This is a genomic window from Mycolicibacterium boenickei (assembly GCF_010731295.1).
GTDB lineage: Bacteria > Actinomycetota > Actinomycetes > Mycobacteriales > Mycobacteriaceae > Mycobacterium > Mycobacterium boenickei.
Genome location: NZ_AP022579.1, coordinates 3,590,083 through 3,611,782 on the forward strand (window position 1 = coordinate 3,590,083; position 21,700 = coordinate 3,611,782).

Below are 21,700 nucleotides of genomic sequence, written 5' to 3' on the forward strand. Positions count from 1 at the left end.
AGATCGGCGCACCGTGATTGCGTCTGCTCGCAGGGGACTGCTCGCGAGGTTAGGGTGAGCCCTCGGCGATCCGCCGGACCGCGTCGATGAACACGTCGATCTCCTCGAAGGTGTTGTAGAACGCGAAGGACGGCCGCACGGTCGCCTCCAGGCCGAGGCGGCGCAGGATCGGCTGGGCGCAGTGATGCCCGGCCCGCACCGCGATGCCCTCGGCGTTGAGCGCCTTGCCCACCTCCAGCGGCTCGTGCCCGGCCAGCACGAAGGACAGCACGCTGGCCTTCTCGTCGGCGGTGCCGACCAGTCGTACGCCCGGGATGGCCGCCAGCCGTGGGGTGGCGTACTCCAGCAGCGCGTGTTCGTACGCCGCGATGCGTTCGATACCGACGCGCTCCACGTAGCGCAGCGCCTCACCGAGCCCGACGGCGTCGGCGATGTTGCCGGTGCCGGCCTCGTACTTGTTCGGCGGGCCCTGATACAGCGACCGGTCGAGAGTGACGTCGGCGATCATGTTGCCGCCGCCCTGCCACGGCGGGGTCTCGGCGAGCACGTCCTCACGGCCGTACAGGGCACCGATTCCGGTGGGGCCGTAGATCTTGTGCCCGGAGAACACGAAGAAGTCGGCCCCGAGCTCGGCCACGTCGATCGGGATGTGTGGAATGGACTGCGCCCCGTCGATCAGCACCCGCGCCCCGTACCGGTGCCCGAGCTCGACGATGGTCTTGACCGGGGTCACGGTACCCAGCGCATTGGACACCTGGGTGGCGGCAACGAGTTTGGTCCGCGGCCCGAGCAGGTCCTCGAACTCGCTGAGCAACAGGTTGCCAGCGTCGTCCACCGGCGCCACCTTCAGCACCGCGCCAGTCTGCTGCGAGATCAGCTGCCACGGAACGATGTTGGCGTGGTGTTCCAGATGGGTGATGACGATCTCGTCGCCCGGGCCCAGATGCTTGCCACCCCACGCATAGGCCACCAGATTGATCGCCTCGGTGGTACCGCGGACGAAGATGATCTCCTCGGCCTTCGATGCCCCGATGAAGCGGCGCACCGCCTCGCGCGCGTCCTCGTAGGCATCGGTAGCCCGAGCCGCCAATTCGTGTGCGGCCCGGTGGATGTTGGAGTTCTCGTGCGCATAGAAGTAGGCCAGCCGATCGATGACCGACTGTGGCTTCTGGGTGGTGGCTGCGTTGTCGAACCAGATCAGCGGTTTGCCGTTGACGGTCTCCCGCAGGATCGGGAAGTCCGCGCGGATGGCGTTGACGTCGAAGATCTCGTGGTCATCCCGCGCTGCCGGGACGGGTTCGGCCGCAATAGGTTCGGCGGGAGGTCGCAGGAAGTAGTAGCTTCCCGCGTCCTCAGATACCGCGGGCGCATCCGACCACCCGAGATTCGGTACTTCCGGAACCGCGCCCGGCCAGGTTGGAGCCGATCCGCGGGGTGCCACCGGCGCCGACGGGGGAGCGCTTGCCAGCACGCCCGGCACCGTCGGGACCAGGCCGGTGGGGACGGCGAACGCCTCCAGTCCACCGATGGGCGCGATGGGACTGGCCGCACTACCGCGGGGCGCTACCGGGACCACGCCCGGAATGCCCTCCGGCTCAGGAGACGTCGGTGCCGGTACGAAAACCTCTGGCACCGCCACGAATTCGGCCGGCGTCGCCGGATGTGCCAGGCCGGCCGCGGCTGAGCCCGCCGACGCCGCCGAGGTGGTGTCCGGTGCTACCCCGCGCGGAGCGACCTGCGTGGCCGACGGCGGGCTGTCGGGTCCCGGCCGGATGCTGGTCGCGTACAGCTGGGTTGCCAGCGCGGCCAGCTCGGCCGCGCTGATCGGAAGGTCGCTTTCGGCGTCTAGCGAGCGGAACTCACTTGTACTCATGGAAGTGGTCCACTCCGACGTCCTCGAGGACCGCCAGCGCGTCGTCGGTGAGCACCGCCAGCGACGAGTACAGGGTCACCAGGTAGGACGCGATGGCCGACCGGTTGATGCCGGTGAAGCGCACCGACAGGCCCGGGGCCTGCTCGCCGACCAGTCCCGGCTGGAACAGACCGACGACACCCTGACGCTCCTCACCGGTACGCACCAGGATGAACTTGGTCTTGCCGTCGGTCACCGGGACCTTGTCCGACGGCACGATCGGGATGCCGCGCCAGGTGATGAACTGAGCGCCGAACAGGCTGACGACTGGCGGCGGGACGCCGCGGCGGGTGGCTTCACGGCCGAACGCCGCCACCCCGAGCGGATTGGTCAGGAAGAACGCCGGGGTCTTCCACACCTTGGTGATCAGCGAGTCCAGGTCGTCGGGGGTGGGGGTGCCGCGCAGGGTCTGGATGGTCTGCTCGGGCGTCACCTGCGACAGCAACCCGTACTCGGGGTTGTTGACCAGCTCGAACTCCTGGCGTTCCTTGATCGTCTCGATGGTCAGCCGCAACTGCTGGGCCACCTGATCGTGCGGGCTGGAGTACAGGTCGGACACCCGAGTGTGCACGTCGAGCAATGTCGAGATCGAGCGCAGGGTGTACTCGCGCGGACTGGTCTCGTAGTCCACGTAGGTCTCGGGCAGCGGCTCTTCGGTGCCTGCACCTTCCTCCGAGTGGATCGCCACCTGATCGGGGTTGACCACCCGGTTCACCCGGTAGATGCCCGCCTCGACCGGGACCCAGCTCAGCAGGTGCAGCAGGAACCGAGGGGTGATGGTGGACAGCTGGGGAACGGTCTTGGTCGCATTCGCCAGCTGCCGGGCGGCAAGATCGCCGAGTGCCTGTGATTCGTTCTGCGCGGACGTCACGGGGGTCCTACCTCCAACCGGTCAAAGTGGGTGTGGGCGGCAACGATACGGCCAAATCCTGTCCACGACAGTGTTTAGCGCGCGGACGATTCAAACCTGTCACGCCGATGTGAACTGGGCATTGCTGCCGACTTGCCGTATGGTGGGCCGCATGCAACACGTCGAATCGCTGCGCGTCGCCATCGTGCGCTGCCTCGACGTGCGTTGTTGTTGTTGATTTTCTGACGCCCTCTTCTGCGTCGTCCGCCCGCTTTCTCGCGGTGCGTTGATGCGCGCGTATCCGGCCTTCAAGAAAGTCAACCCGCCATGTCTGTCCTGTCTTTTGATGATTCCCGCGTCGAACTCCCGGTGGATTCCCAGGGAGCGTCCGGTCCGGTCGCCGTGCGCACCCGGATCCGTCCGCGCCGGGCCGATCCGGCGCCGATGACGCGGTACCGCGGTGGCACCTATTCGCACACCGTGGACACCGTGGTGTTCACCGACGGCACCTCGGCGCGCACCGACCTGATCAGGCTGAATCCCAATGTGGAGGCCTACTCGCTGGACTTCGCCGGGATCGCGCCCACCCGGCCGTCGCGGTATCAGGCCGCCACCTGGTCGGCGGTGCGCAACCTGCGTGCCCGCTCGTATGAGGCCGAGGTGGACTGGATCGTCCGCAACTCGTTTCCGACTCTCGGCACGGCTGAACTGAGCCGCCGGATGCGGGCGGCCGGGGTGCCGCTGGGCGCGGCCAACCTGGCCGAACACGAGGCCATCGCGGCCACTCAGGCAGCCATCTGGTTGTTCACCAACGGGCTGGCGCTGGACAACCGGCCGCGCAACGAACCGACGAGGGCGCACCCCGACGCCGACGGGATCGTGTTCGAGTTCGACGGGGCACCCCAGCTGGGCGGCTACACGGTCGAACTGGAATCGACCGCCGCGGTGTCGTTGGTGCTGCAGAAGTCGCACGACGGCGTGCGGTGGGAGGACGTGGCGGCCTCGGGACTCAATGTCGCGGCCGGACGGGGCACGCATCGCCGGACCCTCGGGGTCGGCAGCACCGTGTCCTCGACCCGGCCCGGCCGCGGTGCGCAGGGTTACCGGTACTACCGGCTGGCCGTCCTGTCCGACCGTGACGCACTGGTGCGGATCACCGATATCCGGTTCTGGCTCAACGGATCCGGCACGTTCGCCAACTCCGACCGGGTGGTACATCTGTACAACTATCTGACCGCCGGGGCCCGCGCGGCCCGGCGCGCCACCACGCCTCCCGCGTTGGCCGCCGAGGACGCCGTGGTCGAGGCGGGGTTGATCGGGCCGTTCCGGTTGCGGGCCACCGACACCGCGGCGCTCGCGGTGTCAGACGGGGCGGTCGTCGATCGCCACGGCCGGGAGCTGAGCGGCCCGGTCGAACCGGGCGACGAGTTCTTCCTGCGGGCGCCTGCGGGCGTCGATCAGGTCGTGCTGACCGTGCGCGTCCCGGCCACCCCTGACGGCTTCGGCGGGCGCGTGATCACCGGAATCGCCGACGATGGCGCGAGCGGACTCACTCCGGTGGTGCTGGTGACCCCGGCTCAGCTGGAGGTCGAGTTCGACGTCCAGTTCGACGCCGCATGGTCGGGCCAGCTGACCCGCAGCGCCTGACCACACCTGCAGAACGCCTACATCGGCGCGTTGGCCGGCTGGAACACCCCGGAACTGTCGGACTCCTCCTCGGCCCGGATCACGTGCACCACGGCGTTGATCAGGGCCAGGTGGGTGAACGCCTGCGGGAAGTTGCCCAGGTGCCGGCCCGTCCGCGGCTCGATCTCCTCGGCGTACAGATGCAGCGGGCTGGCGAACGACAACAATCGCTCCAGCAGATGCTTGGCCCGGCTCACCTCACCGATCTCGACGAGGGCGGACACCAGCCAGAACGAACAGATCGTGAAGGTGCCCTCTTCGCCGGACAGGCCGTCGTCGGTCTCCTCGACGCGATAGCGCAGCACCAGGCCGTCCTCGGTGAGCTCGTCGGCGATCGCCAGCACGGTGGCCCGCACCCGCGGATCATCCGAGGGCAGGAACCGCGTCAGAACCGCCAGCAGCAGCGACGCGTCCAGCGCGTCGTCGCCGTAGCGCTGGGTCAGCACGCCACGGGAATCGACGCCACGGGCCAGGATGTCGGCCTTGATCTCCTCGGCCGTGGCGCGCCACTGCTGCGCGTAGCTCTTCTCACCCTGCAGCTCGGCCAGCTTCGAACCGCGGTCCAGCGCCACCCAGCACATGATCTTGCTGGAGGTGAAGTGCTGCGGTTCGCCGCGCACCTCCCAGATGCCGCGGTCGGGCTCCTTCCAATGCTTGATCGCCTCTTCGACCTGGTTCTTCAGCACCGGCCACAGCGCCTCGGGAATCTGCTCGCGCGACTTGGCGTGCAGGTAAACCGAATCGAGCATCGTGCCCCAGATGTCGTGCTGCATCTGGTTGTAGGCGCCGTTGCCGATGCGCACGGGCCGGGCGTTGTCGTAACCGGACAGGTGGTGCAGTTCTTCCTCGACCAGGCTGCGTTCGCCTCCGACCCCGTACATCACCTGCAGCGGGTGCCGTTCCCCGTTGTTCGCGCCGGAGACATCGGCGATGAACGAGAAGAAATCGTCGGCTTCCCGGTCCAGCCCGAGCGTGTACAAACCCCACAGCGCGAACGTGGAGTCGCGGATCCACGAGTAGCGGTAGTCCCAGTTGCGTTCGCCGTGCGGCGTTTCCGGCAGCGATGTGGTGGGTGCGGCCAGCAGGGCGCCGGTCGGCGAGTAGGTCAGCCCTTTCAGGGTCAGTGCGCTGCGCTGCAGGTACGACCGCCACGGGTGGTCGGGGAAGTCGCCGATGTTGATCCACTGCCGCCAGGACTCGCTGGTCTTCCACATCTTCTCGGCGGCCTCGTCGTAGGTCTGCGGGGCCGGGTGCTTGGACCAGCTCAGCGCGACGAACACGTTGTCGCCCTCGGTGAGCCGGGTGCGCGCGCGGGCCTCGCGGCCCTCGATGCCGATGCGCAGGTTGGTGGTGAGCCGCAGCGTGGGGTGCGAATCCGGGTTGCGGCTGGCGCGGGCGATGGCCTCGCCGTACGCCGGGCCGGAGTACTCCCACGACGCGCTGACCCGGTGGTAGTCGAACGCCGGCTCGCAGTTCATCACGAGTTCGACGGTGCCGCTGACGCAGCGGACGGTGCGCAGCAGGATGTGCTCGGCGTCCCAGTCCATGGGGGTGCGCCGGTGCGTGCGGGAGCGGGTCTCGATGTCGTGCCACGGGCCCATCACGAGCGCGTCGCGCACGATCAGCCACCCGGTGTGGGTCTGCCAGGTCGTTTCCAGGATCAGGCTGCCCGGCAGGTAGCGGCGCGCCGCCGGAACGGTCACGCCGTAGGGGCCGAGCCGGAAGTGGCCCGCGCTGCGGTCCAGGATCGCCCCGAAAACGCTGGGGGAGTCCGGCCGGGGGACACACAGCCACTCCACCGAACCGGCCGAGGAGATCAGGCAGGTGTTCTCGCAGTCGGACAGGAAGCCGTAGTCGGCGATCGGCGGGAACGGGTTCCGTAGCGCCCCGCCCGACGAGTACGGCACCGGGGCGGTCACCGTCAACGGCGCCTCGGGTGCCTTGGGCGTGTCAGCTGTCTTGTCGAGTGCCGCGACGACATCCGTGGGCTCGGTGTGTTGCAGAACCATCCGCACATCATCATCTGCGGACAGAGGTGGCGTCTACCCAAGACAGGCGTGTCGAATCTTACGGGCGGGACGGGACCGGAAAAGGATGCACCGCGCCATCGCCTACGCTTGCCCCATGGCGGCAATCCTCAACTGGTGGGACGGCGTCGAATTGTGGCTGACCGGGCTGCCGTTCGTCGTGCAGACCGCCGTGGTCATGCCGGTGGTGCTGGCACTGGCCTATGGCAGCGCAGTGGTGCTCGACGGCGTGCTGGGCTGGGGAATCACCGGATTGCACCGGTTGCGCCACGCCCCAGCTGACGAGGTGGAATCCGAGTGAACGGGATGCCACGCTCACGTGTCACGCTGATCTTGATTCTGCTGGTTGTGCTGGTCATTGTGATGTGGTTGCTGACCCGCTAACCGGGACACCCATAGCTCGGCGGGCGCGACGCCGGAATTCTGTTATTCTTCGCGCCATGCATTCAGCGTCCGGCAAGACCGAGAGCCATGTCTTGGCTCTCATTGCCGTGGGTTCATGCGCTGTTGCAGACGTCGCCTGTTGTCGCTGACTCCAACCCGTCCGCGGTTTGGTGTCGGTGGCGCTAGCTGTACGCCCGGATACTCTTCTTCGCCTTTCCGCCTGACGGGACCTCGTATTGTCCGCTGTCCGCAAGAAAGGTCATCAGTGCCCATTTACAAGTCCCATGTCAGCAGGTTCTGGCGAACCGCCACCGTCCTGGCCACCACCGGCGTCCTCGCCGTCGGCTGCGGCGGCGGCGCGAGTGACGTCGCCGGAGGCGATCAGGGTGCGGCGGGTGCCGACACCACGCTGACGCTTGTGGCCTACGCAGTGCCCGAACCCGGCTGGAGCAAGATCATCCCGGCATTTGCCGCCACCGAGGAGGGCAAGGGCGTCGCGGTGCGGACGTCGTACGGTGCCTCCGGCGACCAGTCCCGTGCGGTGGCCGACGGCAAGCCGGCCGACATCGTCAACTTCTCGGTCGAGCCCGACGTCACCCGGTTGGTCAAGGCCGACAAGGTGGCCGACGACTGGAGCGCGGGCAACACGAAGGGCATCCCGTTCGGTTCTGTGGTGTCATTAGTGGTGCGCAAGGGTAACCCCAAGGGCATCAAAGACTGGGATGACCTGCTGCAGCCCGGGCTCGAGGTGGTCACCCCGAGTCCGCTGAGTTCGGGTTCGGCCAAGTGGAACCTGCTGGCGCCGTACGCCGCAAAGAGCAACGGCGGCAAGGACTCCGCGGCCGGTCTGGACTTCGTCAACAAGCTGGTCACCGAGCACGTCAAGACCCGCCCCGGTTCGGGCCGGGAGGCCACCGACGTGTTCCTGCAGGGCACCGGCGACGTGCTGATCAGCTACGAGAACGAGGCGATCAACGTCGAGCGGCAGGGCAAGGACGTCGAGCACGTCAACCCGCCGCAGACCTTCAAGATCGAGAACCCCGTGGCGGTCGTCAAGACCAGCGCCCACGCCGACAAGGCCAAGGCCCTGGTGAACTTCCTGCTCACCGCCGAGGGGCAGAAGATCTGGGCCGAGGCCGGATTCCGGCCGGTCGATCCCGCGGTGGCGGCGGACTTCGCCAAGGACTTCCCGACGCCGGAGAAGCTGTGGACGATCGCTGATCTGGGCGGATGGAAAGAGGTCGACCCGGCGTTGTTCGACAAGGAGAACGGCTCGATCACCAAGATCTACAAGCAGGCGACTGGATGACATCTGTAGCCCAGACCGATGCAGCCGAGCCCGCTTCGGCTGCGCCCGCGCCGGGGGATTCCGCCCCCGGCGCGCGGCCCGGCCGCTACGGCAGTACCTCACTGCGCGTGGGTGCCGCCTCGATCTGGTTGAGCGTCATCGTGCTGCTGCCGCTGGCCGCGATCCTGTGGCAGGCGGCAGGCGGCGGATGGAACGCGTTCTGGCTGGCCGTCACCTCCAATGCGGCGGTGGAATCGTTCCGTGTCACCCTGACCATCTCGGCGGGCGTCACCGTGGTGAACCTTGTCTTCGGGCTGATCGTGGCCTGGGTGCTGACTCGCGATGACTTCCCCGGCAAGCGGCTGGTCGACTCGGTGATCGACCTGCCATTCGCCCTGCCGACCATCGTCGCGAGCCTGGTCATGCTGGCGCTGTACGGCCCGGCCAGCCCGGTCGGGCTGCACCTGCAGCACACCAAATGGGGTGTCGGGGTCGCGCTGCTGTTCGTCACGCTGCCGTTCGTGGTGCGCTCGGTGCAGCCGGTGCTGTTGGAACTGGACCGGGATGTGGAGGAGGCCGCGGCATCGCTGGGCGCCAACACCTTCACCATCCTGACCAAGATCATCCTGCCGGCGTTGCTGCCGTCCCTCCTGTCCGGCGCGGGGCTCGCGTTCTCCCGTGCCATCGGAGAATTCGGCTCGGTGGTGCTGATCGGTGGTGCGGTGCCTGGCGAGACCGAGGTGTCATCGCAGTGGATCAGGACGTTGATCGAGAACGATGACCGCACCGGCGCCGCCGCGATCTCAATTGTGCTGCTGGTGATCTCGTTCGTCGTGCTGTTCGTGCTGCGCGCGGTGGGTTCGCGGGCGGCCAAGCGTGAGGAGCTCTCGGCATGACGCTCTCACCGGCGGTGCGTTACCTGTTGCGCTTTCTGGCACTGGCCTACGTGGCGGTGCTGGTGGTGGTCCCGGTCGGGTTGATCCTGTGGCGGACCTTCAGCCCGGGGGTCGGCGCGTTCTTCGCATCGGTGGGTACCCCGGCGGCCGTCTCGGCGCTGCAGTTGTCGTTGCTGGTCGTGGCGATCGTCGTTCCGCTGAATGTGTTGTTCGGCGTTCCCACGGCGCTGGTGTTGGCGCGCAACCGGTTCCGCGGCAAGAGTGCCCTGCAGGCGGTCATCGACCTGCCGTTCGCGGTGTCGCCGGTGGTGGTCGGTGTCGCGCTGATCCTGCTGTGGGGTTCGGCCGGGTTGCTCGGCTTCGTCGAGAACAACCTCGGGTTCAAGATCATCTTCGGGTTCCCCGGCATCGTGCTGGCGAGCATCTTCGTCACGGTGCCGTTCGTGATCCGTGAGGTCGAGCCGGTGTTGCACGAGATCGGAACCGACCAGGAGGAAGCCGCCGCGACCCTGGGATCGACGTGGTGGCAGACGTTCTGGCGAATCACACTGCCGTCGATCCGGTGGGGTCTGACCTACGGCATCGTGCTGACCATCGCCCGCACGCTCGGTGAGTTCGGTGCGGTGATCATGGTGTCGTCGAATCTGCCGGGCACCTCCCAGACATTGACCCTGTTGGTGGCCGACCGCTACAACCGCGGCACCGCCGAATCGGTGTACGGGGCGTACGCCATCTCGACTTTGCTCATGGTTGTCGCCGTGATCGTCCTGGTCGTCCAGGTGATCCTCGATCGACGCCGAACCAAGGCCGCGCAGTAGGCCGAGAAGGAGACAAGAGCTATGACCGACGCGATCGTGGTTCGGGGCGCCAACAAGCATTACGGCGAGTTCGCAGCGCTCGACAACATCGACTTCGAGGTGCCGTCAGGTTCACTGACCGCGCTGCTCGGCCCTAGTGGCTCGGGCAAGTCCACCCTGCTGCGCGCCATCGCGGGCCTGGACCAGCCCGACACCGGGACCATCACCATCAACGGGCGTGATGTCACCGGGGTACCGCCGCAGCGCCGCGGTATCGGGTTCGTGTTCCAGCACTACGCGGCGTTCAAGCACCTGACGGTGCGCGACAACGTGGCATTCGGCCTCAAGATCCGCAAGCGCCCCAAGGCCGAGGTCAAGGAGAAGGTCGACAACCTGCTCGAGGTGGTGGGGTTGGCCGGTTTCCAGACCCGTTATCCCAACCAGCTCTCGGGCGGCCAGCGTCAGCGGATGGCCCTGGCGCGCGCCTTGGCGGTGGACCCGCAGGTGCTGCTGCTCGACGAGCCGTTCGGGGCGCTGGACGCCAAGGTGCGTGACGACCTGCGTACCTGGTTGCGCCGCTTGCACGACGAGGTCCATGTGACCACGGTGTTGGTGACGCACGACCAGGCCGAGGCGCTGGATGTGGCCGATCGGATCGCGGTGCTCAACAAGGGCCGGATCGAACAGGTCGGCTCGCCGACCGTCGTATACGACGAGCCTGCGAACGCGTTCGTGATGTCGTTCCTGGGGGCGGTCTCGGAGCTGAACGGAATCCTGGTGCGGCCGCATGACATTCGGGTCGGCCGTAATCCGGAGCTGGCCGTCGCCGCCGGCGATGGCACCGCCGAGGCCACCGGGGTGCTGCGGGCCACCATCGACCGAATCGTGATGCTGGGCTTCGAGGTGCGGGTCGAACTGACCAGTGCCGCAACCCATGTGCCGTTCACCGCACAGATCACCCGAGGGGACGCCGAGGCGCTGGGGTTGCGCGAGGGCGACACGGTCTATGTGCGTGCGACGCGCGTTCCGCAGATCGCCGGGGGAGTGCAGATTCCGAGGGACTCGGAATCGTCGAACGATTCCGAGAAGAGCAGTGACGAGGACGAGGCGCTGACCGTCCGCTGAGACGGTCAGGCCCCTCCGGTCACGCCAGGGTGAGGAACAACTTCTCCAGCTCGGCGACATCCATCGGTTCGTCGCTCTCGCCGGTGATGCATTCGCGCAGGCCGGTTGCCACGATCTTGAATCCGGCCCGGTCCAGTGCGCGCGACACCGCGGCGAGCTGGGTGACGACGTCCTTGCAGTCGCGACCCTGCTCGATCATGGTGATGACGCCCGAGAGTTGTCCCTGAGCGCGGCGCAGCCGGTTGAGGATGGCGGCGATCGACTCTTCGTCGCAGATCATGCTGACCCCCTTAAAGGTTGGGTTCGTTGGTTTCCATCATACCCGTGGGGGTATGTAGGTGTGGTCATGTTGTCGCAGCCGGAGGGCCGAAAAGCCATCGCAATGGACACCATCCGAGCCGCGCGCAGCTGAGGCTGCCGAGACCCGCCAGCGCGGTCAGGCCCGCGGCGGTCAGCCCCACTGCGGGGTGGAGTTCCTGGCCCAGGATCAGCGACGCCATGAGCAACACGAACCACCCGAACGCCCGGCGCATCGCAGCGGGGTCGACGTGAGCGGTCAGGCGGGTACCCAGCAGGCTGCCCAGTACGGCCGCAACGGTGATGGCGCCGGCCAGTGTCCAGTCGATCGGTACGGTGCTCAGATGTCCGGCCAGGCCTGCGGCCGAGTTCATCGTGATCACCAGTAGCGAGGTTCCCACCGCGACGGGCATCGGCAGGCCGCCCAGCAGGGCCAGCGCGGGCACCACCAGGAATCCGCCACCGGCTCCGACGGTCCCGGTGACCAGTCCGACCCCCAACCCCATCAGCAGGACCTTGGCGATCGGCATGGTGCGCGCCGCCGGTTCACATGCGTTGCGGCCCTTGATCATTGCGATGGCGGTCGCCACCATCACCACCGTGAAGGCGATCAGCAACACCGATCCGGCGATGACGTAGCTGACGAGTCCGCCCAGGTACGCCCCGACCATGCCCGCCGCTCCGAACAGCAGTCCGCTGCGCCACTGCACGTGGCCGGCGCGGGCATGGGACAGGGTGCTGACTGCGCTGGTGACCCCCACGACCACAAGCGACGTGGCGATCGCCTGCTTGGCTTCCATGCCGGCGACATAGGCCAGCAGCGGAACGGTCAGGATCGACCCGCCCCCGCCGAGGAGCCCGAGGGACACCCCGACCAGGACGGCCAGCGCGACAGCGAGGGCGATCATGCCAATGCGCCTGAAGATGCCCGCTTGGAGCCGACCAACTTCTCGACGACGCTCTGCGCGTCACAGGACGCACCCCGGTTGTACGGCAGCTTCGCCAGCATCATGCCCATCGCGCAGGTGTTCGTCAGCGCCGCGGTCGTCAACCCGGCTCCGATCCCCGCGGCGACCCACTTCAGCTTGGGCGAGGCGAGGCTGCCCAGGATGCTGCTCAGCACGATCGACCCGGCGACGAGGCGCACCTGGCGCTCCAGGTCCCACCGCTGCACGCCACGGCGCACCCCGAATCCCTTGTCCTGCCAGGCGGTCATGCCGCCGTCGAGGATCGAGACGTTCGGCAGACCCGCGTCACGCAACGTCTGTCCGGCGGTGGTGGCCCGCTGCCCGGACCGGCACACCAACACGATGTCCTCGTCGAGGTGCTGGGCGATCTCGTCGCGGTGCTCCTGCAACAGATCCAGCGGAACGTTGTAAGCGCCAGGGATATGGGCGGTTTCGAACTCGCCCGGTGTGCGGACATCGATCACCCGCGGGCCGGTCCCGGCCTGCTTGCGCTCGTTCAGTTCTGCGGCGTCGATGATCGACGAGGTGGACATCAGGCAAGACCTTTCAACATCAGGTTCCAGTACATGGCGGGTAGTCCGTACTTCTTCAGGTACCAGTACGGCCGGTGTGGTTTCACCGGATCGAGCAGGGGGAAGGAGGGTTTGAGGGCGAAGTCGTAGTCGAACTCGGCCAGCAGCATGTCATGTGAGGACGTCACGATGGGGCAGGACGCATAGCCGTCGTAGGATCCGGTCAGCGGGCGTCCGTTCAGCACCGCACCGATGTTCTCGACGACCGCGGGCGCCTGCTTGCGAATGGCCGCACCGGTTTTCGAGTTCGGGGACGATCCGGCATCACCGAGGGCGAACACGTTCGGATAGCGCACGTGCTGCATGGTGTGCTTGTCGATGTCGACGTACCCGTTGGCGTCTCCGCCGACATGGCTTGTCGACAGCGGGCTGGCCTTGATCCAGTCCGGCGCCGACTGGTGCGGGACGGCGTGCAGCACGTCGTAGGGGAGCGTGGTCTCGATTCCCTCCGCGATGTTGGTCATCGTGACCTTGCGGGACGCCGAATCAACCGACCGCACTTCACTTCCGGTGTGCAACGTGATGCCGTAGTCGGCGATGACCTTGTCCAGGTTGTCCGCGATCGCGGGGATCCCGAAGATCCGCGGGGTCGGGACCACCAGGTGCACGTCGATCTTGTCGAGCACACCCTGGCGCCGCCAGTGGTCGCAGGCCAGGTAGGCGATCTTCTGCGGTGCACCCGCGCACTTGATCGGTCCCGACGGCATGGTGAACACGGCCGTCCCGGACCGGGTGTTGCGGATGAACTCCCAGGTGCGCGGCGCCAGGTCGAACAGATAGTTCGACGAGACGCCGTCCTTGCCGAGGGTGTCGGACAGGCCCTCGGTGCGGTCCCAGTCGAGCTGGATGCCCGGCGCCACCACCAGTACGTCATAGCCGTAGGCGGTGCCGTCGGCACACGTGACCGTGTTGGCATCCGGGTCGACGGCCGTGACCGCACTCTTGATCCAGGTGGCGCCGCGTGGCATGACCGAGCCTTCTGCGCGCTCGGCTTCCGCAGCTGTGGCCTGGCCGCCGCCCACCAGCGTCCACAACGGTTGGTAGTAGTGCTTGTCGGACGGCTCGATGATCGCCACGTCGCGGTAGTGCTTGCGCAGCAACCGGGCCGCCACGGTGATCCCGGCCGTGCCGCCGCCGATGATCAGGACCTCATGCTTGACTGGGGTCGACATGCTTGTTGTGTTTTCCTGTCTCTCAGAGGGGGTGCGCGGTTTCAGGCGGCGTGGGTGCTGTCAGCCCAGGCGCCGTAGCCGCCCAGGATGTCGCTGACATCGGTGAAGCCGCGCTGGCGCAGCAGGCTGGCCGCCACAGACGAGCGGTAGCCGCCGGCGCAGTAGACCACGGTCGGGCGGGTGCGATCCAATTCGTCGGTCCGATCCGCCAGCTGCCCCACGGGGATGTTGACCGCGCCCGGGATCATGCCCGCCTCGGTCTCGCCGGGATTGCGCACGTCGACGATCTGCAGGTCCGCGACTGCGGCCGCCCGCTCGTCGAAGGCGGTGGCGGTCAACCGTGAGGCGACCGTCACATCGTCGCGGTTCTCGAACATCGTCCGCTCCGGATTGTCGAGGTAACCCAGCACCCGGTCGAACCCGATGCGCGCCAGGCGGTTCTTGCCCTCGCGCTCCTCGCCCGGGTCGGTGACCAGCACGATGTCGGCGTCGGGTTTGACCACCGATCCGGCGAATTCGGCGTAGCGCCCGGCCAGCCCGATGTTGATCGCGTTGCGCAGGTGACCCAGTGCGAAATCCTCGGGGCTGCGGCCGTCGATCAACATGGCTCCGCCAGCGACGGCGTCGGTGGCCTGACGGTAGTCCAGCGCGTCCGGCATCGCGTCCTCGTCGAGCAGTGCGCGGTCCTTGCGGTTGAGGATCGCGTCGTAGACGAAGTAGCCCGGGGCGGGCGGTTGTCCGGCGGTGACCAGCTCGATGAAGGACTGCTTGTCCGGCGCGCGCAGCGCGTAGTTGGTCTGCTTCTGCTCGCCCAGGGTCGACGACAGCTCGGTGGACAGGTTCTTGCCACAGGCCGAACCTGCGCCGTGGGCCGGGAAGACCCGGGTGGCATCGGGCAACGGCAGCAGCTTCTCGTGCAGCGAGTGGTAGAGCTTGTCGGCCAGCTCGTCGCGGGTGAAGCCGATCGAGGCCAGCAGGTCTGGCCGGCCGACGTCGCCGATGAACAGGGTGTCACCGGTCAGGACGCCGTAGGGCACGTCGTCGTCGGCGTGCTCGTAGACCACGATGCTCATCGATTCGGGGGTGTGACCCGGGGTGTGCCGGAATTCCAGCACCACCTCGCCCAACGAAATGCGTTGGCCGTCTTCGACTCCCACGTGGTCAAACTCCGGCTGGGCGACCGACGAGTACACGATCGCGGCGCCGGTGGCCTCGGCCAGCTCGAGGTGGCCGGACAGGAAGTCTGCGTGGAAGTGAGTTTCGATCACGTGGGTGATCTGCATGCCGAGCTTCTCGGCGTCGGCGACGTACTCGGAGACGTCGCGCTGCGGGTCGACGACAACCGCGCGTCCGGACGACTCATCGCCGATCAGGTACGACGCGTGCGACAGACAGTCCAGGTAGTACTGGATGAACTTCATTGTTCGACTCCTTGACGAGTAGATCTGCATACCTAGGGGGGTATACCAATACCGTCGAATATACCCCTTGGGGTATAGGAGTCAAGCTCATGAAAACGCCCCCGGGCAGTACCCGGGGGCGTGATTGCTCGGCGTGTGGCTGCGGTCAGGCGGCGAAGCCGGCGCTGCGTGCGGTGAGCGCCTCTTCGTAGCGATCGAGCACCGTGGCCGCCACCAGGCGGTGCGCGCCAAGCGGTTCGGCCATGGGAATGCCTGCGGTGCAGGCAAATTCGGCAACCCGGTCGGTGATCCGGCCGTGCGCCAGGAACCAGGGAGCGATCGCCAGGCGGCGCGCGCCGCGTTGCCGCAAACGGTCGACGGCCTCGGGCAGGGACGGGGTCTGCCCTGTGGCGAACGCCACGTGGGTACCGACCCAGCGGGTGCCCTCGGCCAACGCTGCCGTCAGTGCGGCGGTGCGCGCATTGGCGGCCGGATGTGACGAGCCGACTCCGACGAGGATCACGCCGAGGTCCGCATCGAACCGGGACACTCCCACCGCGGTCAGTCGCTCCCGCACCACCTGCAGCAGGCGCGGATCGTCGCCGAGCACGTCGGCCTGGGTCACCTCGGCACCCGAGCCGGCGATCAGCCCGGGAATGTCGATCCGGGCGTGATAGGCGCTGCCCAGCAGCAACGGCACCACCACTGCGCCGGGCTCCACGTCGGGCAGCACCTCGGTGAGGTTGGGTGCGTTCTGTTCGCAGAACGCGACCCGTACCTCGGTGTCGGGCAACAGCCGGCGCAGATGCCCGCCGATGGCATGCGCATTGGCCGACGAACGCGGGTCCGCGCTGCCGTGTGCCGTGAGAACGAGCGTCACAGAGACCTCACGAGGCGTGCAGCCCGCACTCCGTCTTGGCCTGGCCGGCCCACCGGCCGCTGCGCGGATCGGCGCCTTCGGCCGGCTTGGTCGTGCACGGGGCGCACCCGATGGACGGATAGCCGTCGTAGACCAGGGGATTGACCAGGATGTCGTTGGCCTCGATGTAGGCCTGCATCTCGTCGTCGGACCAGGCCGCGATCGGGTTGATCTTCACCAGGCCGAAGGCGGCATCCCAGCTGATCAGCGGGGCGTTGGCGCGTGTCGGCGCCTCCACCCGGCGGATGCCGGTGACCCACGCGCTGTAGCCCGCCAGGGCCTTGCTCAGCGGTTCGACCTTGCGCATCCGGCAGCAGGCTGCGGCATCGCGGGCGAACAGGTCCTTGCCGTGCAGCGCATCCTGCTGGGCGACGGTGTTCTCGGGATGGACGTTCACCACGTTCACGCCGTACACCTGCTCAACGGCGTCGCGGGTGCCGATGGTCTCGGCGAAGTGGTAGCCGGTGTCGAGGAACAGCACGTCCACACCCGGGCGCACCTTGGCCGCCATCTCGACGAGCACGGCGTCCTGCATGTTCGAGGCGACGACGTAACCGGATCTATTGGCCGGCCCGCCGGCGTCGCCGAAGTGCTTGTCGGTCCAGCGCAGGAGTTCCTCGGCTCCGGCGTCGGCCAGCTCGGCCGCACCCCGCTCGGCCAGCTCGATCAGTTCCGCTTCAGTCAATGCGCTCATCTCGCGATCTACCTCAAGTCCGCCTCGTCGGCCCGGATGGCCCACTGAGCGAAACGCTCGCCGTCTTCGCGTTGTTTCACGAAGTTTCGGACAACCCGCTCGACGTAGTCACCGAGCTCGGTGGACAACACCTTGTGCTGGCGCAGCTTGCGGCCGAATCCGCTGTCCAGGCCGAGGCTGCCGCCCAGGTGCACCTGGAAGCCCTCCTCGGGACCGTTGCCGTCGTCGATCATCTGGCCCTTGAAACCGATGTCGGCGATCTGGATGCGGGCGCAGGAGTTCGGGCAGCCGTTGAGGTTGACGGTCACCGGCACGTCCAGCGTCGCGTTCAGGTCGGCGAGGCGCTGTTCCAGGTCGGGCACCAGGCTCTGCGCCCGGACCCGGGTCTCGGCGAAGGACAGCTTGCAGTACTCGATACCCGTGCAGGCCATCACGTTCTGGCGCCAGCGCGACGGGGTCGAGGACAGTCCCAGTGCATCAAGGCCCGCACGCAGTTCGGCCAGCTTGTCGTCGGGCACGTCGAGCACGATCAGCTTCTGGTAGGGCGTCAACCGGACCCGATCGGAGCCGGCGGCCTCGGCCAGATCGGCGACCTTGGTCAGGATGGTGCCGGAGACCCGGCCGGCGATCGGTGCGACACCGACGGCGTTGAGGCCGTTCTTGAGCTTCTGTACGCCGACATGGTCGATATTGTGGGGCACCTGCTCGGGCGCAGGCCCGTCGATCAGCTTGCGCTTGAGGTACTCGGTCTCCAGCACCTCGCGGAACTTCTGCGGGCCCCAGTCCTTGACCAGGAACTTCAGCCGGGCCTTGTTGCGCAGCCTGCGGTAGCCGTAGTCACGGAAGATCGAGGTGACGCCTTCCCAGACGTCGGGCACCTCGTCCAGCGGCACCCACACGCCGAGTCGCTGGGCCAGCATCGGGTTGGTGGACAGCCCACCGCCGACCCACAGGTCAAGACCGGGGCCGTGCTCGGGGTGGTTGACCCCGATGAAGGCCACGTCGTTGATCTCGTGGGCGACGTCCTGCAGGCCCGAGATCGCGGTCTTGAACTTGCGTGGGAGGTTGGACAGCAGCGGGTTGCCGATGTAGCGGCGGACGATCTCTTCCAGCGCGGGCGTCGGATCGAGCACCTCGTCGAGGGATTCACCCGCGAGCGGCGAACCGAGGACGACGCGGGGGCAGTCGCCGCAGGCCTCGGTGGTCTGCAGCCCGACCTCTTCGAGCCGGCGCCAGATCTCGGGGACATCCTCGATACGGATCCAGTGGTACTGAATGTTCTCCCGGTCGGTGATGTCGGCGGTGTCGCGGGCGAACTCGATCGAGATCTGGCCCAGGGTGCGCAGTGACTTCGCGGTCAGCGCGCCGCCGTCGGAGCGCACCCGCATCATGAAGTACGGGGCCTCCAACAGTTCGGCGTTGTCGTCACCGGTGAAGGTGCCGTCATAGCCCTGCTCACGCTGCGTGTAGAGGCCCATCCAGCGCATCCGGCCGCGCAGGTCGGTCTTGTCGATGCTGTCGAAGCCCTGCTTGGAGTAGACGTCGAGGATGCGGGCCCGAACGTTGAGAGCGTCATCCTCCTGTTTGAACACCTCGTTGGGGTTCAGGGGATCGCGGCTACCCAGCGCCCACTGACCCTCATCGCGAGTCTTCGCGGGTCGCGGCTGGGCTTGAACCTCGGTCATGGCTTGGCTCCTCATATGGAACCGGCCGCTGGAATGCGCTTATCGCCGGTGGGGCTGTCCGGCGGCGCAGATCCGGCGGCCAGCTGAATGTATTGGGCGGGCGGGTTCCGAAATCAACGCATGGTCAAGGCAGACAGCAACAGCTACATACGCGCTTGAAATCGACGTGCCGACGAGCCACCAGCGCAATGCGGGTGGTGCTGTTGTGGGCGGCAGTCACGCCCGACATTCTGCCACGATTGTCGTCACCTGCCCTAACCGGGCCATATTTGCGCTCACGGTGAGCAAAAGTCGTCGCTGGACAGTCTGGGAAAATCAAACCATGACCACGCGCACCGAGCTCGCCGGCCAACCCGAGTTGGCCCCCGTGCCGGGTCGCGCGTTCGGCATCTACATCCACGTTCCGTTCTGCGCGACGCGGTGCGGGTACTGCGACTTCAACACCTACACGCCTGCCGAATTGGGGGGTGCCAATCCCGACGGCTGGCTGGCTGCCCTGCGCGTCGAACTGCGGCTGGCGGCCGAGAAGGTCGGTTCGGTGCCGGTGCAGACGGTGTTCGTGGGCGGTGGGACGCCGTCGTTGCTGGGAGGGGCCGGCCTGGCCGCGGTGCTTGGCGCGGTTCGCGACAATTTCGAGCTCGCGGTCGGTGCCGAGGTCACCACCGAGGCGAATCCGGAATCGACCTCCCCTGCGATGTTCACGACGTTGCTCGAGGCCGGCTATACGCGGGTATCCCTGGGCATGCAGTCGGCGGCTCCGCAGGTGCTGGCGGTGCTGGATCGCACGCACTCGCCGGGGCGTGCGCCCGCGGCGGCCCTGGAGGCCCGTGCGGCCGGGTTCGAACACGTCAACATCGACCTGATCTACGGCACGCCGGGGGAGACCGACGACGACCTGCGGCGCTCGATCGACGTTGCGGTGGGGGCAGGCGTCGACCATGTGTCGGCGTACTCGCTGATCGTCGAGGACGGCACCGCGCTGGCCCGCCGCGTGCGGCGCGGCGAGATCGCCCGACCCGACGACGACGTGCTCGCGCAGCGCTACGAACTGCTCGACAGCCGGCTGTCGGCCGCGGGCATGCACTGGTACGAAGTGTCGAACTGGAGCCGTGCGGGCGGGGAATGCCGGCACAACCTCGGTTACTGGGAGGGCGGCGAGTGGTGGGGTGCGGGCCCGGGAGCGCACGGCTTTCTGGGTGACACCCGATGGTGGAACGTCAAGCACCCCAACGCCTATGCACAGGCGTTGACCGAAAATCGGCTGCCTATCGCCGATTTCGAGGAGCTCGATGCGCGCGACCGGCATGTCGAGGAAGTGATGCTGCGAGTTCGGGTCCGGGACGGGCTCCCGGTGGCGCTGCTCGCTGCCGAGGAACGGGCGCGGGCTGAAAAGCTTTGTGCTGAAGGGCTCCTCCTGCTGCAACGGGAAGCCTTGGTGCTGACCGATCGGGGTCGTCTGCTTGCCGACGCGGTGGTCAGGGACCTACTCGGATAGCCGGCGAACACCGCCGAGTTTCTGTGGAGTGTCTGTGAGCCGGCTGTGTCGGTATGTGTGTCGCCTATGCGGAAGATGTTGAATCCGTAGTAAATACGTAGGTCTGTGCAATGGACGGCATCGGGCTAACCTTTGCCGAATGCTCACAAAGAACGACGAAGCTGACTGCAATGCTTCGGCCGCGCTCGCCTCGTTCGAGCTGCCTGCGGGTGACAACGGGGCCGGCCCGGCCGATCTGGTCGCCGAGATTGCCCGTGCGCTGTCCGGAGACGGCAGTGATTACGTGGTGTACGAGCGGGGAAACCGGTGGATTCTGGCTTCCGGGGCGCAGTGCGGCGTCGAGTTGGACAGCGATGAACTGCGCCTCACCCGGGATGGAGTCGTGGCCGCTCGCCGCCCGTGGACCGGTAGGCCGGGCGCCGTGCTCGGCGAAGCCGTGGATTTGATGCTCGCCGACTCCGAAACCCATGCCGACACCGCATTCGGTTGGGTGGCATTCGAATTCGGTGCGTACAAGTTCGGTCTCGAGGACCGGTTGCCGCCCGGGACCCCGCTGGCCCGGATCTTCAGTCCGTGGACACAGATCGAGGTCACCGCGGAACGGGTCACCGTCCTCGGTGGTCCCGAGAGTCATCGCGATGTCGTGCGGCGACTGGTCGCCGGGGACATCCCGCCGACGGCTGCCCCGCGCGCCGTCGACATCCGGCAGGACGGCAGCGACTACCGCGACCGGGTGGCGTCGGCGATCGACGAGATCGGTGCCGGGCGGTACCAAAAAGTCATCCTGTCGCGGCGCTTCGACGTGCCGTTCCGGCTCGACTTCCCGTCGACCTACCGGCTCGGGCGGCGGCACAACAACCCCGCTCGGTCATTCCTGTTGCGGCTCGGCCCACTTCGTGCGCTCGGCTACAGTCCGGAACTCGTCGCAGCGGTGCACCAGGACGGGCTCGTGGTCACCGAACCTCTGGCCGGAACCCGGGCGCTGGGCCGCGGTGCCGCCCACGATCAGGCGGCCCGCGACGATCTCGAGTCCAATTCCAAGGAGATTGTCGAACATGCCATCTCGGTGCGCAGTTCGCTCAAGGAGATTGCCGAGGTCGCCGAACCCGGCACCGCCACTGTCACCGACTTCATGACCATCCGGGAACGTGGCAGTGTGCAGCACCTGGGTTCCACGGTGGGGGCCCGCCTCGACCCGTCGATGGACCGGATGGACGCGCTGGAGGCGTTGTTCCCGGCGGTGACCGCATCGGGGATCCCGAAGGCCGAGGGGGTCGACGCAATCCTGCGCCACGACGAACTGCCCCGTGGCCTGTACTCGGGCGCGGTGGCGATGTTCTCGGCCGACGGGTCCCTCGACGCGGCGCTCGCGTTGCGGGCTGCTTACGAAGCCGACGGACACACCTGGTTGCGGGCCGGGGCCGGGATCATCGCCGAGTCCACGCCTGACCGGGAGTTCGAGGAGACCTGCGAGAAGCTGAGCACGTTGTCGCCGTACCTCATCGAGGGGGTCGAGCCGGCATGTGAGTGAGC

21 protein-coding genes are annotated in these 21,700 nt (G+C 67.3%); 9 read left to right on the plus strand and 12 right to left on the minus strand.

The features are described 5' to 3' along the window. Positions 1–49: 49 nt before the first annotated feature. Together G6N57_RS17070 and G6N57_RS17075 are read right to left on the minus strand one after the other, a co-directional pair. Positions 50–1,873, minus strand: a complete 1,824-nt coding sequence (locus tag G6N57_RS17070) for a family 2A encapsulin nanocompartment cargo protein cysteine desulfurase (protein WP_077741329.1) — start codon at positions 1,871–1,873, stop codon at positions 50–52. Continuing rightward, positions 1,860–2,783: a family 2A encapsulin nanocompartment shell protein gene (locus tag G6N57_RS17075; RefSeq protein ID WP_036449184.1), complete on the minus strand. Its 924-nt coding sequence runs from the start codon at positions 2,781–2,783 to the stop codon at positions 1,860–1,862. Before G6N57_RS17075 ends, G6N57_RS17070 begins: the two co-directional genes overlap by 14 nt. Before the next feature lie 306 nt (positions 2,784–3,089). On the opposite strand from G6N57_RS17075, the gene G6N57_RS17080 reads away from it, so the two are divergent. Further along, positions 3,090–4,409: a thioester domain-containing protein gene (locus tag G6N57_RS17080; protein ID WP_097926054.1), complete on the plus strand. Its 1,320-nt coding sequence runs from the start codon at positions 3,090–3,092 to the stop codon at positions 4,407–4,409. Positions 4,410–4,426: 17 nt separating this feature from the next. Here G6N57_RS17080 and G6N57_RS17085 read toward each other — a convergent pair whose 3' ends face one another. Continuing rightward, positions 4,427–6,457, minus strand: a complete 2,031-nt coding sequence (locus G6N57_RS17085; RefSeq protein ID WP_077741328.1) for a glycoside hydrolase family 15 protein — start codon at positions 6,455–6,457, stop codon at positions 4,427–4,429. 115 nt (positions 6,458–6,572) lie between these two features. Between G6N57_RS17085 and G6N57_RS17090 the strand changes: the two genes are divergently transcribed. The 6 genes from G6N57_RS17090 to G6N57_RS17110 all read left to right on the plus strand — a co-directional run bounded on the left by G6N57_RS17090 (position 6,573) and on the right by G6N57_RS17110 (position 10,965). Then, complete coding sequence (locus G6N57_RS17090) at positions 6,573–6,776, plus strand: hypothetical protein (RefSeq protein ID WP_077742030.1); 204 nt, start codon at positions 6,573–6,575, stop codon at positions 6,774–6,776. A gap of 139 nt (positions 6,777–6,915) precedes the next feature. Further along, positions 6,916–7,008 carry an Ms4533A family Cys-rich leader peptide gene (locus G6N57_RS32305; RefSeq protein ID WP_350222992.1) on the plus strand — a complete coding sequence of 31 codons (93 nt, stop codon included), beginning with the start codon at positions 6,916–6,918 and terminating at the stop codon, positions 7,006–7,008. A 116-nt stretch (positions 7,009–7,124) separates the two neighbouring features. Continuing rightward, on the plus strand, positions 7,125–8,168 hold the full coding sequence (locus G6N57_RS17095; RefSeq protein WP_097926053.1) for a sulfate ABC transporter substrate-binding protein: 1,044 nt from the start codon (positions 7,125–7,127) through the stop codon (positions 8,166–8,168). Beyond that, positions 8,165–9,043, plus strand: coding sequence for a sulfate ABC transporter permease subunit CysT (gene cysT / locus G6N57_RS17100; RefSeq protein WP_077741327.1), 879 nt, complete (start codon positions 8,165–8,167; stop codon positions 9,041–9,043). Before G6N57_RS17095 ends, cysT begins: the two co-directional genes overlap by 4 nt. Then, positions 9,040–9,861 (plus strand): sulfate ABC transporter permease subunit CysW, encoded by an 822-nt coding sequence (gene cysW / locus G6N57_RS17105; protein ID WP_077741326.1) that lies wholly within the window; start codon positions 9,040–9,042, stop codon positions 9,859–9,861. Before cysT ends, cysW begins: the two co-directional genes overlap by 4 nt. Positions 9,862–9,882: 21 nt before the next feature. Then, positions 9,883–10,965 carry a sulfate/molybdate ABC transporter ATP-binding protein gene (locus tag G6N57_RS17110; RefSeq protein WP_077741325.1) on the plus strand — a complete coding sequence of 361 codons (1,083 nt, stop codon included), beginning with the start codon at positions 9,883–9,885 and terminating at the stop codon, positions 10,963–10,965. A gap of 19 nt (positions 10,966–10,984) precedes the next feature. Here G6N57_RS17110 and G6N57_RS17115 read toward each other — a convergent pair whose 3' ends face one another. The 9 genes from G6N57_RS17115 to G6N57_RS32310 form a co-directional block, all read right to left on the minus strand. Next, complete coding sequence (locus G6N57_RS17115) at positions 10,985–11,245, minus strand: metal-sensitive transcriptional regulator (protein ID WP_075921318.1); 261 nt, start codon at positions 11,243–11,245, stop codon at positions 10,985–10,987. A gap of 64 nt (positions 11,246–11,309) precedes the next feature. Beyond that, on the minus strand, positions 11,310–12,170 hold the full coding sequence (locus G6N57_RS17120; RefSeq protein WP_077741324.1) for a sulfite exporter TauE/SafE family protein: 861 nt from the start codon (positions 12,168–12,170) through the stop codon (positions 11,310–11,312). Next, positions 12,167–12,763, minus strand: coding sequence for a rhodanese-like domain-containing protein (locus G6N57_RS17125; RefSeq protein WP_077741323.1), 597 nt, complete (start codon positions 12,761–12,763; stop codon positions 12,167–12,169). Before G6N57_RS17125 ends, G6N57_RS17120 begins: the two co-directional genes overlap by 4 nt. Then, positions 12,763–13,974: an NAD(P)/FAD-dependent oxidoreductase gene (locus G6N57_RS17130; RefSeq protein WP_077741322.1), complete on the minus strand. Its 1,212-nt coding sequence runs from the start codon at positions 13,972–13,974 to the stop codon at positions 12,763–12,765. The genes G6N57_RS17125 and G6N57_RS17130 overlap by 1 nt, the downstream gene beginning before the upstream one ends. Before the next feature lie 41 nt (positions 13,975–14,015). Beyond that, positions 14,016–15,395 carry an MBL fold metallo-hydrolase gene (locus G6N57_RS17135; protein ID WP_077741321.1) on the minus strand — a complete coding sequence of 460 codons (1,380 nt, stop codon included), beginning with the start codon at positions 15,393–15,395 and terminating at the stop codon, positions 14,016–14,018. Positions 15,396–15,540: 145 nt separating this feature from the next. Next, positions 15,541–16,254 (minus strand): sirohydrochlorin chelatase, encoded by a 714-nt coding sequence (locus G6N57_RS17140; RefSeq protein WP_097926052.1) that lies wholly within the window; start codon positions 16,252–16,254, stop codon positions 15,541–15,543. A gap of 7 nt (positions 16,255–16,261) precedes the next feature. Further along, the gene (locus tag G6N57_RS17145) at positions 16,262–16,987 is read right to left on the minus strand and encodes a phosphoadenylyl-sulfate reductase (protein WP_077741320.1); all 726 of its coding nucleotides are present in this window, start codon (positions 16,985–16,987) and stop codon (positions 16,262–16,264) included. An 8-nt stretch (positions 16,988–16,995) separates the two neighbouring features. Then, on the minus strand, positions 16,996–18,672 hold the full coding sequence (locus tag G6N57_RS17150; RefSeq protein ID WP_077741319.1) for a nitrite/sulfite reductase: 1,677 nt from the start codon (positions 18,670–18,672) through the stop codon (positions 16,996–16,998). A 124-nt stretch (positions 18,673–18,796) separates the two neighbouring features. Next, positions 18,797–18,901 (minus strand): Ms4527A family Cys-rich leader peptide, encoded by a 105-nt coding sequence (locus tag G6N57_RS32310; RefSeq protein ID WP_350222970.1) that lies wholly within the window; start codon positions 18,899–18,901, stop codon positions 18,797–18,799. A 93-nt stretch (positions 18,902–18,994) separates the two neighbouring features. Between G6N57_RS32310 and hemW the strand changes: the two genes are divergently transcribed. Beyond that, positions 18,995–20,167 (plus strand): radical SAM family heme chaperone HemW, encoded by a 1,173-nt coding sequence (gene hemW, locus G6N57_RS17155; RefSeq protein WP_077741318.1) that lies wholly within the window; start codon positions 18,995–18,997, stop codon positions 20,165–20,167. Between the two features lie 139 nt (positions 20,168–20,306). Continuing rightward, positions 20,307–21,698: a salicylate synthase gene (locus G6N57_RS17160; protein ID WP_077741317.1), complete on the plus strand. Its 1,392-nt coding sequence runs from the start codon at positions 20,307–20,309 to the stop codon at positions 21,696–21,698. The last annotated feature ends 2 nt before the right edge of the window (positions 21,699–21,700 follow it).